Genomic DNA, 14,876 nt, shown 5'->3' with positions numbered 1-14,876 from the left:
CGGCATCGCGATCCGCAACGCCATCAACCTACTCCGAAACGCCGGCGTCACCGTCACCTTCCCCAGCCCCACAGAAGCGGTGGTCACCTAACTTTCGTATGAGCACCCGGAACGAGCCCCGAAGCCGTAGCCTCGAAAAGAGCCAGCGTGAGAATCCGCAGGTAGCTGGCCACAAGCCCTTATGTGTGGTCGCGCTCTCCTTCGGGCTCCTCGCGGAGCTCGTCGTACCCCGAAAGCGTGGATGTGGTGCTGGTCGTGACCGGCTCGAGATCAGCGGAGAAGGGGGTACTGAACGGGTACGCGTGACCTTGTGGTCAGTATTTCCGGCTGAGGTAGCAACCCGACCTTGATGGGCTGTGGCCTGCTGACCACAGGTTTCCGGGTTCTCGTGTCGAAGGTGATCTGCCAGCGAGGGTTCACCAGGTCTTCACCTTTCGGCTCGAGGAGGCCGTGGTGATGTGGGCATGCGAGGACGAGGTTGCCCAAAGACGTCGGCCCGCCCCGCACCCAGGGGACCACATGATGCGCATCGCACTCTGCGTCCGGCACGGTGCAGGAGGGGAACACGCACTTCTTGTCGCGTACTGACAGGGCCCGTCGGATGGCTGGGGTGACGAACCGGCGTGTGACACCGACGTCGAGGATCTCCGAATCGCCACCGAGCACGACAGGGAGGATGTTCGCGTCGCAGAGGAGCGTGCGGAGCTCAGCGGCGGGGATCTTCTTTCCTGAGGCGAGCACGCCGGCAGTACGAGCCTTCGTATAGAGGTCTTGCTCTGCCATGGTGACGATCACCGTGGCCGCCGCCCGACGACCCGTGCCGCCAGCGGGCTGCTGAGCGAGAGTGGCGAGGGCGCCGGCGTAGCGCTGTTCCCGGGTGATCTCTCGCTGGGGTGCGCGGGCCGGTCGGTCGCGTTCGGCTCGCTTGCCGGCGGCCACCAGCTGATGGAGGCTGTTGAGCAAGGGCTCGGCCTCGAGGTGTGGCAGCTGGCCTCGGAACCAGGTGGAGCCTTCGCCATCGTCTCCGAAGGTGAAAGAGCGGCGTCGTATCGCGATGCGACGCTGCTCCGCCAGGATGCGGTCTTCATGGTCGCCACTGGGGACCAGCTCCGGTGCCACCTGTCTCAGAGCGGCCTTGGCCTTGGAGGCAGTTCACTCGGCGTGGAGGTGGTGGCCTCGTTGATCAGGATGGCGCTGATCTGGTGGGCCTGATGACGTGTGATGCCCGGCGGGAGTTCTCCCATCGCCTTCACAACGCCACGGGCGTGGTCGGTAGAGATCTTTCCGTCGAGGACGGCGCTGCTCACCACGGGATTGCGAACCAGCTCCCGCCCCTGGAGCACGACCCTGTTGGCGTCCTTGCCATCGCGGTGTTCGGTTTGTGCGATCAGCGTGTTCAGCGGGGTGCCGGCCACGAGGATGGCAGCGTTGCGGCGTTCGACGGTGGCGGTGAGCATGCCGGCGAGGCCCGTGAGACGGTCGGCGGCCTTGCGGGTCTGCCACATCAGCTCCAGCAGTTCGGGCTCGGGTACGGAATCCCACTCGACGGGATCGATGCACGCGGCCCACCCCGAGATAGCCTGGATGGCCTCCCGGGTAGTGGTTCGCGTGGTGTTTTCCATACCCCCAACGCTAGACCACGGGTCTGACAAAACCGATCACCTGAACGAATCGGGCAACACCTCGTCTGCTATGGACAACATCTAGCCCACTTCGGGCAACATTGGCACCTTGCGCCGGCTCGTTCCGGCCGGCGACCGCTCCTGGATAGTGCGTCGTCGGAGTCTGGGGTGTGCGGTTCTAGTCGGCGTGATGGAGCGCACTTTTGCGCGTAGGTCGCCGCTGATGGTGAGGAGGTGCCTAGCGTCGGCTGCTTCGCTCAGCAAGACCGACGGAACCTCTACCACGACAGAAGGGGAGGGTTACTTTCGGGGGAGGGTGAGGATTTCGGCGCCGGTCTTGGTGATGGCGACGGTGTGCTCGCTGTGGGCTGTGCGGCAGCCGGTGGCGCTGCGGAGGGTCCAGCCGTCGGCGTCGGTGACCAACGCGGCGGTGTTTTCCATCACCCATGGTTCGATGGCCAGCAGCATGCCGGCGCGCAGCTTGAAGCCCCGGCCCGGCTGGCCGTTGTTGGGCACATGCGGGTCTTGGTGCATCGTCGAGCCGATGCCGTGGCCACCGAAATCGGTGTTGATCCGGTAGCCGGCCCGTCGCAGCACCTTGCCGATGGCCGATGAGATGTCGCCGATGTGCGCGCCCGCCTTCACCACCTTGATCGCTGCGGCCAATGCGCGTTCGGTGGTGTCGATCAGAGCGACGCTCTCTGCGGGACGGGCGTCTCCGACGAGGAAGCTGATGGCCGAGTCGGCCGCCACACCGCCGAGGATGACGGCGAGGTCGAGGGTGACGAGGTCGCCGTCGGTGAGTGTGTAGTGGTGGGGCAGCCCGTGGAGGACCGCGTCGTTGACGGAGGTGCACACGTAGTGGCCGAACGGACCGCGGCCGAAAGACGGTGCGTAGTCGACGTAGCAGGACACTGCTCCGGCCTCTTCGATCATCTCCTTGGTCCACTGGTCGATCTCCAGCAGGTTGGTGCCCACCGTGCTGCGCTCCCGCAGCGTCTGAAGGATGTGACCGACCAACGCGCCGCTCTCGCGCGCCTGAGTCAGCTGGGTGGAGTTGAGGATCTCGATCATGGGCTTCTTTCTCGTCGGTGCACCAAGCTACCCCATGGAACCGAGAGCGAACGGGAGGACGGCCTGGGCGCCGGCGGTGCGGAGGAGGCGGCCGGCGACGGTCATGGTCCAGCGAGAGTCGACCAGATCGTCGACGAGGAGGACCGGGGCGGCCATCGAGGCTAACTGTTGCTGCATCAAGTCTGGGACGGCGAAACGATGCCAGACGTCGCGCACCCGGTACGCGCTGTTCGTGGACCGCATGAGCGGCCCGGCGGCGGGGTTCAGAGCGAGGGGGCCGAGCAGGGGGAGTCGGCCGGCTGTCGCGATGCCGCGTCCCAACGACTCGACAAGGCGGGGACGGGACAGGCTGGGGATCCAGGCGACGGCACCGGGGCGCTCATCCCAGTTCCACTCTCGCAGCACCCGCACGCACGCGCGGGCCAGCTCGTCGGGCACCTCGGCGTCGATGGGGCGGCCGTCGGCGTCGGTGCGGAAGAGGTCGCGCAGGGCGTTGCCCCAGCCCAGGTCGGTGAGGCGGGCCGTGGCGCGTCCCTCCAACACCTGCTGTTCGACCGGGATCTTTCCCCTCAACGCCTTGCCTTCCGCATCGGTGAGGCCGAGCCGGTCGAGGCCCGACGGCCAAAGCGCCCGTGGGGCGATGGCCACGCCTACCCGATCCAACTGCGCACGGGCCGATGTGCTGACCTGCGCGGCGACTCCGGTGGGATACCACGGCCCGGCGCAGACGTCGCACCGGCCGCACGGCGACGAGTGGGGGTCGTCCAGCTGCGCGGTGAGGAAAGCCATCCGACAGACCTCGCCCCGCTCGTAAGTGAGCATGGCCTCCTGCTCGGCCACGCGCGCCGCCGCGATGCGGCCGTAGCGCTCCTGGTCGTAGCGCCATGGCTGGCCGGTGGTGGTCCAGCCGCCGGGCACGAACTCGACGGCGCCGTCGACGGCGAGCACCTTGAGCAGCAGCTCCAACTGGGCCCGTCGTAGGTCGACTCGGGCCTCCAACGCGGGAACCGACAGTGGTCCGTCGGCCTCGCCCAGGGCAGCGAGCACCGCGTCGGCGCGCTCTTGGGTGGGCATGGCGTTGGTGGCGAAGAAGTGCCAGATCTCGCGATCCTCGGTGCCGGGGAGTAACAGTACGTCGGCGTTGGGGGTGGCGCGGCCCGCGCGGCCCACCTGTTGGTAATACGCGACCGGCGAGCTGGGCGCGCCGAGATGCACGACGAAGCCGAGATCGGGCTTGTCGAAGCCCATGCCGAGCGCAGACGTGGCCACCAGGGCCTTCACCTCGTTCGCCTTGAGCGCCTCCTCAGCGGCCAGCCGTTCGGAACCGTCGGTGCGACCGGTATAGGGCAGCACTCGGTGCCTTGCCGCGGCGAGGGCGGCGGCGGTGTCTTCTGCGGCCGACACGGTGAGGCAGTAGACGATGCCGCTGCCGGGCAGTGAGCCCAAGTGTTCGATCAGCCAGGCCACGCGTTCGGACGTGCGGCTCAGGTGCAGCACGCCCAGGCGGAGTGAGTCGCGGGCCAACGTCCCGCGCAGGGTGAACACCTCCTGCGGACGCGACGACGAGGCGCCGAGCTGTTCGGCGACGTCGGTGACGACGCGCTCGTTGGCGGTGGCCGTCGTGGCCAGGACGGGAACGCCGTCGGGAAGCTCCGAGATGAGGGTGCGAATCCGCCGGTAGTCGGGCCGGAAATCGTGGCCCCAGTCGCTGATGCAGTGCGCCTCGTCGATCACGAGCAACCCCATGGTGGCAACCAGCCGGGGCAGCTGCTCGGCGCGGAACCGCGGATTGACCAGGCGCTCGGGCGAGACGAACAGCACGTCCACCGCGTCCTCGTCGAGGAGGCGCTCGATCTCCGACCACTCGGTGGCGTTGGCAGAGTTGATCGCCGCCGCTCGCACCCCGGCACGCTCGGCAGCAGTCACCTGGTCGCGCATCAGCGCGAGCAGCGGGGAGACGATCAAGGCGGGGCCTGCACCGGCCCGGCGTCGCAACAGAGCCGAGATGAAGTACACCGCCGACTTGCCCCATCCGGTGCGCTGCACCACCAGGGCGCGGCGCCGCTGCGCCACCAGTGCCTCGATGGCCTCGAACTGCCCGGCGTGGAACTGTGCGCCGGGGTTGTCCGTCAGCTGACGCAGGATGGCGACGGCCTCGTCGCGCAAGGGCTGGGGTTCGTGCATGGAGCCAACCTTTGCACGTCGCGCCGACAGCCCGCTTGGCGCGGCGCCTTAGCTGTGGATAACTTCGCCACGGTCGGATGACTGGGCGGTTCGCCTGGGGTGGCGACGCGGCCGGAACGAGCAGGGTCTTGGCCACTTTTCGGCATCAGACACCGGAAAATCGGCCATTGGCCGATTTTCCGGGATTGGAGTGGGGGTGCTCGGGCCCGAGGTTGGGCGGAAGGGGACTTGGGGGTGTTGGTGGCTGTGCAGGAGGTCAGTTCCGGGTGAGATTGCGACGTAGGGCGTCAGCTGCGGGTGAGATTGCGGTTCCGGGCGGCGGCGAGCGTCTCGGCGAATCCGTCGGCGGCCGACGTCGGGGCCAGCGAGAACGTCGACTCGAAGAGGCTGGAGTCGAAGACGTACGGCTTGGCGAACTGGTAGACCAGCTCGAGCGTCTCTCTCGCGGAGGAGTTGAACAGTGCGCCGAACCGCACGGTGCCCAGCGACATCACCTTCGCCCGTGCGTCGGACCCTGCTGCCATCTCGACGTACTCCTGTCCGGTGAGCGCGGGCGCGGTCGGCAGGTGCCAGGTTCGGTTGAGGGCAACCGGATCGGTGCCGAGGATGGCCAGCGCCTCGCCGATGTCCGGGGTGTAGGTGAGCGAGTGGGCCAGCCCTGCGTCGAAGAGCCAAGTGCAGCGCTTGTCGGCGGCGGCCCGGTCGATCACGAAGTCGTTGATCATGCTCGTCGTGGCGCCGGGACCGTAGAAGTCGGCGCTGCGACCGACGGTGACGTGCAGGCCTCGCTTGGTGCGCGCCGTCTCCAGCGCGCGGATTGCATCGGCGCGGATCTGTCCCTTCTTGCTGGTGGGACGCAGCGGCGTCTGCTCGGTCATCGGCGCGTCGACCTCGCCATAGGCGTAGACGTTGTCGAGATACACCAGGTGGGTGCCGTGCTGCACGGCGGCGTCGATCACATTGCTCAGGATGACCGGCCACTCGGCCGCCCAGACGCGTGCCGAATAGGGCAGTCCGACGGTGAAGTAGGCCACGTCTTTGCCCGCGAGCACCCGCGATGCGTCGGCGGGACTCCGCAGATCGGCGGTCTCGGAATGGGTGCCGTCGATGGTGCACGGGCGTCGCCCGACGGAGGTCACCGCCTCGCCGCGACGCAACAGCGCCCGGATCGTCTCGGTGCCGGTGATGCCGTTGCCGCCGAGGACGGCGTGGGTGAGAGCAGTCATTGGTCTTCCTTCGAATCGGTGCGGAACTCGTCGTGAGTGGCGTCTTCTTGGGCGAGGCGACGCAGCCCTGCGAAGAGCGGGTCGCCCAACACGCTGCCCACCACCATGAGCTCGGCCTGCTGCTCGGGTGTCGGCAGCTCGGCGAGCGCATGCAGGTCGGCGGCGGCGGCCGTGGCTGCGGCGGCCGCATAAGAGAGGAGATAGGCGTCCGGCGCGTCGAACCCGATCGCGGTGAGGCCGTCGAGTGCGCGCGCTGCCGCGTCGATGCCCGGGTTGTCGTCGGTGATCTTCCACGCCTGCGCCCGCGCGACGGCGACGACGCGCTCCCGCGCCTGCGGGCTCGGCTCCGGTTCACTGGTGCGCGAGCTGCTCATCGCGTGCTGCGCGACGCTGAAGACCTCGGGGAGCGGGGCGCTGTCGAATGCAGCGATGACCTCCTTCGCCGCAGCCACCGAAAGTCCGCCGGTGCCGAGCAGCGCCCGGACTAGCCGGACCCGCTGCACATGTGTGTGGTCGTAGGAGGTCTGGTTGGGCGCGGACTTCTTGCCGAGAGGCAGCAGGCCCTCGCGTTGGTAGTACTTCACCGCCGTCACGGGAACGCCCGCTTGGGAGGCCAATTCGGATATCTTCACTATCGGATAGTAGCACTATCTGAAATGCGAAGGAAGAGGGGGGGACTGGCGTTAGCTGTGAAGTCGCCAACCCGACGCCGCCTCCTGGTGATGCCAGAACTCCGCGAACCGGCCGCCCTGCGCCAGCAGCTCGTCGATCGTGCCGTCCTCGACGACGCGGCCGCGCTCCATGAACACGACGCGGTCGGCGGCCCGGATGCTGGAGAGGCGATGCGCGACGATCACCCGGGTGCGGGGCGCCGGGTCGGCGGTCAGCGCAGCCGCCACCGCCGCCTCGTTCTCGGTGTCCAGTGCGCTGGTGGCCTCGTCGACGAGCAGCAGCGGGGCCGGCTTCAGCAGCGCCCGGGCGATGGACACGCGCTGACGTTCGCCTCCCGACAGCCGAGCGCCAGCCTCGCCGACGCCGGCCTTCCAGCCGTTCGGCAGCGCGCGGAGCACCGGGGCGACGCGGGCCAGTTCGGCCACTCCCGAGAGGGCCCGCTCGCCGGCCTCGGGATCTCCGGCCAGGACGTTGTCCCGGATGCTGCCGTCGAAGAGATAGGGCTGCTGGAACACCATGCTGACCAGGGAGCGGCGCGAGTCGGCATCCAGCTGGAGGGCGTCGTCGCCGTCGATGACGATGCTGCCCTCCGTCGGGTGGTGTAGGCCCGCGAGCAGCGCGAGCACCGTCGTCTTTCCTGAGCCCGACGGACCGACGATGGCGGTGGTCGTGCCCGGTGCGAAGGCCAGATCAAGGCGGTCCAGTACCGGGGGAGCGACGTCGTCGTAGGCGAAGGAGACGCCCCGCAGCTCGGCTGTCACCGGTTCCGCCGTCCGCCGAGTGACGGAGCCGGCCGGAACGACGGGGGACTCGAGCACGGTGCGGATGCGGCGCAGCACCCCGCTGGCGGACTCCACGCCGCCGCTGAGTTCGGCCAGCACGGTGAACGCCTCCAGATAGCGCACGATCACCACGATCAGCGCGATCGCCTGCGGCACGCCGAGCCTGCCGTCGGAGACCAGCCACACCGTGGTTCCCGTGAGTGCGAGCAGCATCGCCTGGCTGACGACGCTGAAGACAAGCTGGCCGGGGATCTGCATGCCGATCAGGCGCATCATCGCCCCGTGCTGCGCGCGCAGCGCCGCGCCGACCTGGCTGCGTTCCGGATCCACTCGTCGGGCGGCGCGCAGCGCATGCTGGGTGCGCGCGAACTCGACGATCCGCTCGGTGAAGGCGCTGTTCGCCTCCGACGCCGCCTTGTCCGCCGCCCGGCCGAAGAAGCCTCCCGCGAGGTAGGCGCCGCCCAGCAGCGGCACCCCGGCCAGGGCGACGAGGCCCAGCATCGGGGCGATCGGCAGCAGCGCGATGCCGATCATGATGGGCAGCAGCAGCGCGGAGATCACCGGGGTGACCAGGTAGACCATGATGCCCGGCAGATCGGGCCCGGTCGCGGCGATGCTCTGCCGGGCTGTGGCCCGGTTGTCGCCCGTGAACCAGGTGAGGCGGGTCCGGGCCAGCCGGTCCGCCAGGGTGTGCTGACCGGTGTCCAGCAGCCCGAAGCCGAGCCGGTAGCCGACGCGTGCGCCCGCCCAGTCGAGCGCCCATCCGGCGGCGGTGCTGAGGGCCAGCGCGCCCACCCAGGGCCACGCGTCCTCGGGCCGCGTCCCGAACAAGGCCGCGAGCAGCGGAATCAGCAGTACGGCGCTGATCGCGCGTACCACGACGCTCACCACGGTGAGCGCGAAGTGCAGGACCAGGCTTGGCCGGGCGCCGTCGGGCAGCATCGCGAAGAGGGTGCGGATCACGAGCGCGCTCCTTCCGGGACGGTGAGGGTGCCGCGGGCCTCCCACAGCTGCCGGTACCGGCCGTCGGCGGCGAGGAGGTCGGTATGGGTGCCGGCCTCTGCGATCCGGCCGTGGTCGAGCACGACGATCCGGTCGACGTCGACGATGGTGTGCAGACGGTGCGCGATCACCAGCACGGTGCGCCCCGCGGTCAGCCTGTTGAGCGCCTGTTGAACCTGGTACTCGGATTCGGGGTCGGCGAAGGCGGTGGCCTCGTCGAGCACAAGAACCGGCGTGTCGGCCAGGATGGCGCGGGCGATGGTCAGCCGTTGCCGTTCGCCGCCGGATAGCGCCACATCGGGGCCGAGCGGGGTGTCGTAGCCCTGGGGCATCGCGGCGATCCGGTCGTGGATCTGGGCGGCCCGCGCGGCCCGCTCCACCTCGTCGAGCGCCGCATCCGGCCTAGCCAGCGCGATGTTATCGCAGACGGTGCCCTGCACCAGCTGGCTGTCCTGGAAGACGAAGCCCACGCGGCGGTACAGCTCGTCGGCGGAGAGCGCGCGCACGTCGTCGCCGCCGATGCGGATGGCACCCTCGCCGACGTCGTGGAAGCGGGCCAGCAGCGCGGCCAGCGTCGATTTGCCGGAACCCGAGGGGCCGACCAGCGCGGTGACCGTGCCTGGCTCGAGCGTGAGGGAGATGTCGCTCAGCACGGGTACTCCCGGTCGATAGGAGAATCCGACGCCGTCGAACTCCACGCGCCCGGCCGGCGCGGGGAGGCGCGGGAGATCGGGCGCGGTGTCGAGTTCAGGTTCGTCGAGGGTGAGCTGGATGCGGCGCGCCGCGGTCAGCCCGCCGCGAAGGCCGGACAGGCCGTATCCGATCCCCAGCAACCGGGCCCCGAAGGTGGTGCCGAGCAGCAGGAATGGCAGCAGTGAGGCTGGATCCATCGCGCCGACGGTGATCCGCAGCGTGCCGAACACGGCGATCAGCAGCAGGAAGGTGGTGGGGCGGGTGGCCAGGTCCATGATCGTCTTCTGCCGGATGAACGGCCGCTGCCAGGCGCCGAGGAAGTCGATGTACTCCTGGACCCGCGCGCGGAACGACGACGCGGCGCCGCCGCCGAAGACCCGGACGACGCTCTGCCCGTCGAGATAGCTGCCGGCCTCGCTGTTCATCCGCTCGGCCCAGCGCTGGGCCTGGGCGGTCTTCGCTCCGGACGCGACCACCATCGCCCACATCGTGACGATATAGACCAGCACCGGAAGCAGCAGCACCAGGCCCAGCCGCCAGTCGACGACGAAGAGGTAGACGAGCACGGTGATCGGCGCGACGATGGCCGCCACCGCGTCCGGGACGGCGTGAGTGGCCAGATAGTGAAGCGACAGGGTGTCGTCCTGGATGACCTGCTTCACCTGGCCGGAGGTGCGCGCGTCGAACCAGCCGAGCGGCAGCCGCGACAGTTTGGTGAGCAGGCGCTCGCGGACCTCGCGCTCGAACCGCGCGTCGACGACGTGCAGCCACACCAGCAGGCCCGTCGCGAGCAAGGCACCCAGGCCCATTACGACCATCGCCCAGAGGCCCAGACCCCACAGCTCAGCCGCCGCGGCGCCGTCGAGCATCCGGCGCGCCAGTTCGGCGATCAGGACGTAGGGAACCAGTTGGAGCAGCGTGACGAGGCCCTGCGACACGCCGGCGATGATGAAGGTCTGCTTCAAGGGGGCCAGCAGTCGGTTGCCTGCCTGCACGCGCCAGGTGCCGCGCGCCGCCGTGGGCTCGCCGACGGACGGCTGGGGCGACGTGGCTGCCGGTGTCGGCGCTTCGTCGGAGACCTCGGCAGCAGCTTGAGGCGCGACTGGCTGATTCGGCGCGGACTCCGCCTCGTCGCGCGAGCGGTTCTTGCCCATGGCCCGCCCGTGGATCCAGTAGGCCTGCGCGTAGACCTCCGACTTGGGAAAGCCGAACTCCTCCTTCAAGCGGGCGCGCAGCGCCTTCAGCGACGCCGACTCGCATGCCACCCAGGCCTTCCAATCGGACCAGTCGCGGGCCTCGATCGCCGCCGCCAGCGACGACGCATCCTGGCGCGGCACCCAATGCAGCGACAGCTTGGGGTGATCGGGCAGCGGGATAAGCCGGTCGCGCTCGTCGTGCTGCTCCAGGTACAACTCGATGGGCACCTCGGGCGGAATGGTCTGGAGGATGCCGGTGATGCCCGGGATCGACGCGGAGTCGCCGATGAGCAGGTAGCCGGATGGGAGGTCGTCGGGCAGCTCGAACTTCGTCGTGGCCAGCGCCATCACAGGGACCGTCGTGCCTCGTTGTGCGCGCTGCGCCCAGGTGGAAGCGGGTCCGGCGGGCTCGTGCAGCACGAAGTCGACGGCGAAGTCGCCGGTGGTCGGATCGGCCTCGGCCAGGGTATAGCCGCGCTGGTGCTCGGTCTCGCCCCCGTCCGGATCGGGGAACCAGAATCGCATCCAGGCGGTGGGTGCCACCTCGAGCTCGGAGAACAGCGTTGCCGAGTTCATCCGCACGCGCAGAAAGTGCGGCGCGATCAGCTCCGTCTCGTGCACGGTGGCGATGTGATCGCGGGCACCGAACCCGCGCATGATCGCCCCTTGGAATCCCCGTTTTGCCATCCGGCACCCCTCGTCTCAATAACGAAAGGCAAGCCTAACCTAAACGGGACGTTGCGGGGTTCTCTGGTGCGTCGGGAAGGCGGGTGCTATCGTCTCGGCTCAAGGAGCATCGCTCCTGGATCGACAAGGATTGTGACTGCACGGGCGAGCCGACGAAGGCACCCCCGACTGGGCAGGCAAGACCCTCTGCGCATCGTCATATGGCTTGATACAGCGTCCAACGGATGCCGCACTCGGGCCATCGCACAGAGAGGCACCACAACTGTGACCATCGACACACCCTTCCCGCCAGGGTTCCTGTGGGGCGGGGCGACTGCCGCCAACCAGCTCGAAGGGGCCTGGGACCAGGGCGGTAAGGGGCTCTCCATTCAGGACGTGCTCCGTCGCGGCGCGCTGAGTCCGCGCACGGAGCGTCCGACACCGGACAATCTCAAGCTCGAGGGCATCGACTTCTACCACCGGTATCCCGAGGACATCGTGCTGTTCGCGGAGATGGGATTCAAGATCCTGCGGATCTCCATCTCGTGGCCACGGATCTTCCCGACGGGGGTCGAGGATGAACCCAACGAAGAAGGGCTCGCGTTCTACGACCGGGTCTTCGACGAGCTGGACAAGCACGGCATCCAGCCGATGGTGACGCTGTCCCACTACGAGACGCCGCTCTACCTGACCGAAACCTACGACGGGTGGGTCAGCCGCGAGCTGATCGGGCACTTCGAGAGGTTCGCCCGGGTCTGCTTCGAGCGCTACGGGCATCGTGTGAAGTACTGGCTGACGTTCAACGAGATCAACGGGCTGCTGCACCTGCCGTTCCTAGCCGGGATCAACACCCCGCTCGAGGGGCTGACGCCGACGCAGCTGTACAACGCGGCGCACTACCAGCTCGTCGCGAGCGCTAGGGCGACTCGGATCGCGCACGAGCTGATCCCGGACGCGATGGTGGGCTGCATGATCATCGCCTCGCCGGTGTACCCGCTGACTCCTGATCCTCGGGACGTCGTGGCCGCGATGACGCTCGATCACGAGAACGTCATGTTCGGCGACGTTCACGTGCGCGGCACCTATCCGGGCTACGCGCTGCGCGGCTTCCGCGAGCAGGGCATCGAGCTGGACATCACCGACCAGGATCGCGACGACCTCACTCACACCGTCGACTTCGTCTCGTTCAGCTATTACATGAGCATGTGTGAGACGGGCTCGACGGAGCGTGAGGAGCACGCGGCGGGCAACATCCTGCGAGGTGTCGCCAATCCGACGCTCGCGTCATCGGACTGGGGCTGGCAGATCGACCCGGCGGGTCTGCGGGTGGTGCTCAACCAGTACTGGGACCGCTGGCAAAAGCCGCTGTTCATCGTCGAGAACGGGCTGGGGGCCAAGGATGAACTCGTGGAGATCGACGGCCAACTCACCGTCCTCGACGACTACCGCATCCAGTACTTGAACGACCATCTGGTGCAGGTGGGCGAAGCGCTGACGGACGGCGTCAACCTGCTCGGCTACACCAGCTGGGGCTGCATCGACCTGGTCTCCGGCACGACCGGACAGATGAGCAAGCGGTACGGCTACATCTACGTCGATCGCAACGACGACGGCACCGGCAGCCTGGAGCGCTATCGCAAGAAGTCATTCGGGTGGTATGCCGAGGTCATCCGTACCAATGGCGCCAACCTCGCTCCCTGACCGACGAACAGCACCATCGAGACCAAGGATTGTGACGGAGCCTGCTCCAAGGTGGGACTGCCGGCAAGACCCTCTCCACCACAACAACCATCACCCGTGGAGGGACATGAACTATGAAGACAACTGACCTCGCCGTAACGATCGGCACCCTGGTCGGAGGACCGGACAACGTCAACACCGTGACGCACTGCGCCACACGGCTCCGGTTCGTCGTCAAGGACAAGGACAAGGTTCGCCGCGACGACCTATCGGCAACCAAGGGCGTCATTCAAGTGGTCGAGTCGGGCGGGCAGATCCAGGTGGTCATCGGTCCGGACGTGGCCGATGTGTACCGCGAACTCATCAAGGCGCCGGGGTGGGCCAGGCTGAGCGGGGAAGGGGATAGCGGCGCAAAGGAGAAACAAGGCTTCGTCGACTGGCTGTTCGCCCTGTTGGCCGGCACCTTCCAGCCACTGCTGATGCCCTTGGTGGGCGCGTCGATGCTGAAGATGTTCCTCAACGTGGGATCCCAGCTCGAGTGGTACGACCCCGCAGCTCCGAGCGCCGCCATATCGGTGATGACCGCCGCCAGCAATGCGTTCTTCTACTTCCTGCCGATCTTGATCGCGGCGACGGCCTCGCGCCGGCTCGGCGCCACTCCCTACCTTGGAGCCGCCGCAGCGGCCGCGTTGCTGGAGCCGTCGTTCACCGGGCTGGGGCAAGCCGGGGACGTGCTGTCCTTCCTCGGCGCGCCGATGTACATGTTCAACTACACCTCCTCCATCTTCCCCGCTATCTTCATCGCGATCGCGCTGTCTTACCTGGAACCGCTGCTGCGCCGGATCATCCCCAAGAACCTCCAGCTCCTCGTGGTGCCGACGGTGTCTCTTGCGGTGCTGGTGCCCCTGGCCGCGCTGGTGTTCGGACCCTTCGGCGTCATCGTGGGCCAGGCGCTGACCGACGGCATCTGGGCCGCCAACAGCTTCTCGCCTGCCCTGATGGGGGCGCTCCTGAGCGGCACGTTCATCTTCTTCGTCATGTTCGGCCTTCACTGGGCGCTCGTTCCAGTCATCTTGTCGAACATCGAGGCATTCGGCGGCGACCCCATCATCGCCGTCACCGGCGGCTACAACTTCGCCGTCTGGGGCCTCGCCCTTGCGGTGTTCCTCCGCGCGCCCAGGGGTAGCGAACTTCGTGAACTCGCCGGCGCGGGCGCGCTGTCGGGACTTCTGGCCGGTGTGTCCGAGCCCATGCTCTACGGCGTGATCTTGCGATACAAGCGGGTACTGCCGCTGCTCATCGTGGCCGCCACCGTCAGTGGCGCCATCATCGGTGCTTTCGGTGCGAAGGCCGGTGGCTTCGCCCTGTCCAGCGTCTTCACGATCCCGTTGATGACTCCCACGCTGGGCTACGTGATCGGTATCGGCGTGGCCTTCGCCATGATGTTCGTCGGAATCCTCCTCTTCGGCTACGAGAAGAAGGCCCAGGTGACCGTTGGGGCCGATACTCCGCCGGTGGCCGTGGCTGCGGTAGTGCCCGTGACTCCGGCGGCCCCCATAACCGGAACGCTCACGGTGGGCAGCCCCATCTCCGGAAAAGTGATCCCTCTCAGCGAGGTACCTGATCCGGTGTTCGCGGGAGGCGCTGTTGGTGCAGGCGTGGGCATTCTGCCCACAAGCGGCCAGGTGGTTGCGCCGTGCGACGGAATAGTGATCGTGGCACCGGCGAGCGGACATGCCGTGGGCTTGAGAACCACCGATGGAGTCGAACTGCTCATCCATGTGGGTATCGACACTGTGAACCTTGCTGGTCGCGGCTTCACCACCCACGTCGAGGTCAAGCAAGAGGTCAAGGCTGGCGATGCGCTGATCGACGTCGATCTCAAGACGATCGAGGAAGCGGGCTACTCGCTCGCTACGCCCGTGCTGATCACCAACGCCCGCAAGATCGGTGAGGTGTCCGCAGCCACGGACGGATCGGTGGCTGTGGGCGATCCGCTCCTGGTGATCGCTCCGGCGCGTCAGGATACTGCTGCATCATGATGCTCGGCAGCGGCGCGGGTGCATCCGGGGTGGGCAT

General features: G+C 67.9%; 10 protein-coding genes. 2 read left to right on the top strand and 8 right to left on the bottom strand.

From position 1 onward, the window contains the following. Nucleotides 1-270: 270 nt before the first annotated feature. The 8 genes from P0D62_RS15170 to P0D62_RS15135 all read right to left on the bottom strand — a co-directional run bounded on the left by P0D62_RS15170 (nt 271) and on the right by P0D62_RS15135 (nt 11,138). Nucleotides 271-1,119 carry an HNH endonuclease signature motif containing protein gene (locus P0D62_RS15170; protein ID WP_275703398.1) on the bottom strand — a complete coding sequence of 283 codons (849 nt, stop codon included), beginning with the start codon at nt 1,117-1,119 and terminating at the stop codon, nt 271-273. A gap of 5 nt (nt 1,120-1,124) precedes the next feature. Beyond that, complete coding sequence (locus P0D62_RS15165) at nt 1,125-1,622, bottom strand: DUF222 domain-containing protein (RefSeq protein ID WP_275703397.1); 498 nt, start codon at nt 1,620-1,622, stop codon at nt 1,125-1,127. Nucleotides 1,623-1,922: 300 nt separating this feature from the next. Then, complete coding sequence (gene map / locus P0D62_RS15160; RefSeq protein WP_275703396.1) at nt 1,923-2,696, bottom strand: type I methionyl aminopeptidase; 774 nt, start codon at nt 2,694-2,696, stop codon at nt 1,923-1,925. Nucleotides 2,697-2,723: 27 nt separating this feature from the next. Beyond that, the gene (locus P0D62_RS15155; RefSeq protein ID WP_275703395.1) at nt 2,724-4,880 is read right to left on the bottom strand and encodes a RecQ family ATP-dependent DNA helicase; all 2,157 of its coding nucleotides are present in this window, start codon (nt 4,878-4,880) and stop codon (nt 2,724-2,726) included. 287 nt (nt 4,881-5,167) lie between these two features. Further along, entirely contained in the window at nt 5,168-6,106 is a 939-nt protein-coding gene (locus P0D62_RS15150; RefSeq protein ID WP_275703394.1) for an NAD-dependent epimerase/dehydratase family protein, read from the bottom strand. Further along, nucleotides 6,103-6,738, bottom strand: coding sequence for a MerR family transcriptional regulator (locus P0D62_RS15145; protein ID WP_275703393.1), 636 nt, complete (start codon nt 6,736-6,738; stop codon nt 6,103-6,105). The genes P0D62_RS15150 and P0D62_RS15145 overlap by 4 nt, the downstream gene beginning before the upstream one ends. 51 nt (nt 6,739-6,789) lie before the next feature. Next, on the bottom strand, nt 6,790-8,523 hold the full coding sequence (locus tag P0D62_RS15140; RefSeq protein ID WP_275703392.1) for an ABC transporter ATP-binding protein: 1,734 nt from the start codon (nt 8,521-8,523) through the stop codon (nt 6,790-6,792). Beyond that, the gene (locus tag P0D62_RS15135) at nt 8,520-11,138 is read right to left on the bottom strand and encodes an ABC transporter ATP-binding protein/permease (RefSeq protein ID WP_275703391.1); all 2,619 of its coding nucleotides are present in this window, start codon (nt 11,136-11,138) and stop codon (nt 8,520-8,522) included. The genes P0D62_RS15140 and P0D62_RS15135 overlap by 4 nt, the downstream gene beginning before the upstream one ends. A gap of 264 nt (nt 11,139-11,402) precedes the next feature. Between P0D62_RS15135 and P0D62_RS15130 the strand changes: the two genes are divergently transcribed. Both P0D62_RS15130 and P0D62_RS15125 read left to right on the top strand, forming a co-directional pair. Then, nucleotides 11,403-12,818 carry a glycoside hydrolase family 1 protein gene (locus P0D62_RS15130; RefSeq protein WP_275703390.1) on the top strand — a complete coding sequence of 472 codons (1,416 nt, stop codon included), beginning with the start codon at nt 11,403-11,405 and terminating at the stop codon, nt 12,816-12,818. A gap of 113 nt (nt 12,819-12,931) precedes the next feature. Further along, nucleotides 12,932-14,839: a glucose PTS transporter subunit IIA gene (locus tag P0D62_RS15125; protein ID WP_275703389.1), complete on the top strand. Its 1,908-nt coding sequence runs from the start codon at nt 12,932-12,934 to the stop codon at nt 14,837-14,839. The last annotated feature ends 37 nt before the right edge of the window (nt 14,840-14,876 follow it).

The sequence above is a fragment of the Tessaracoccus caeni genome, from assembly GCF_029211185.1.
Classification (GTDB): Bacteria; Actinomycetota; Actinomycetes; order Propionibacteriales; family Propionibacteriaceae; genus Arachnia; species Arachnia caeni.
The sequence above is the reverse complement of the archived record's forward strand: the minus strand, read 5'-3'. Positions and strand labels throughout refer to the sequence as shown.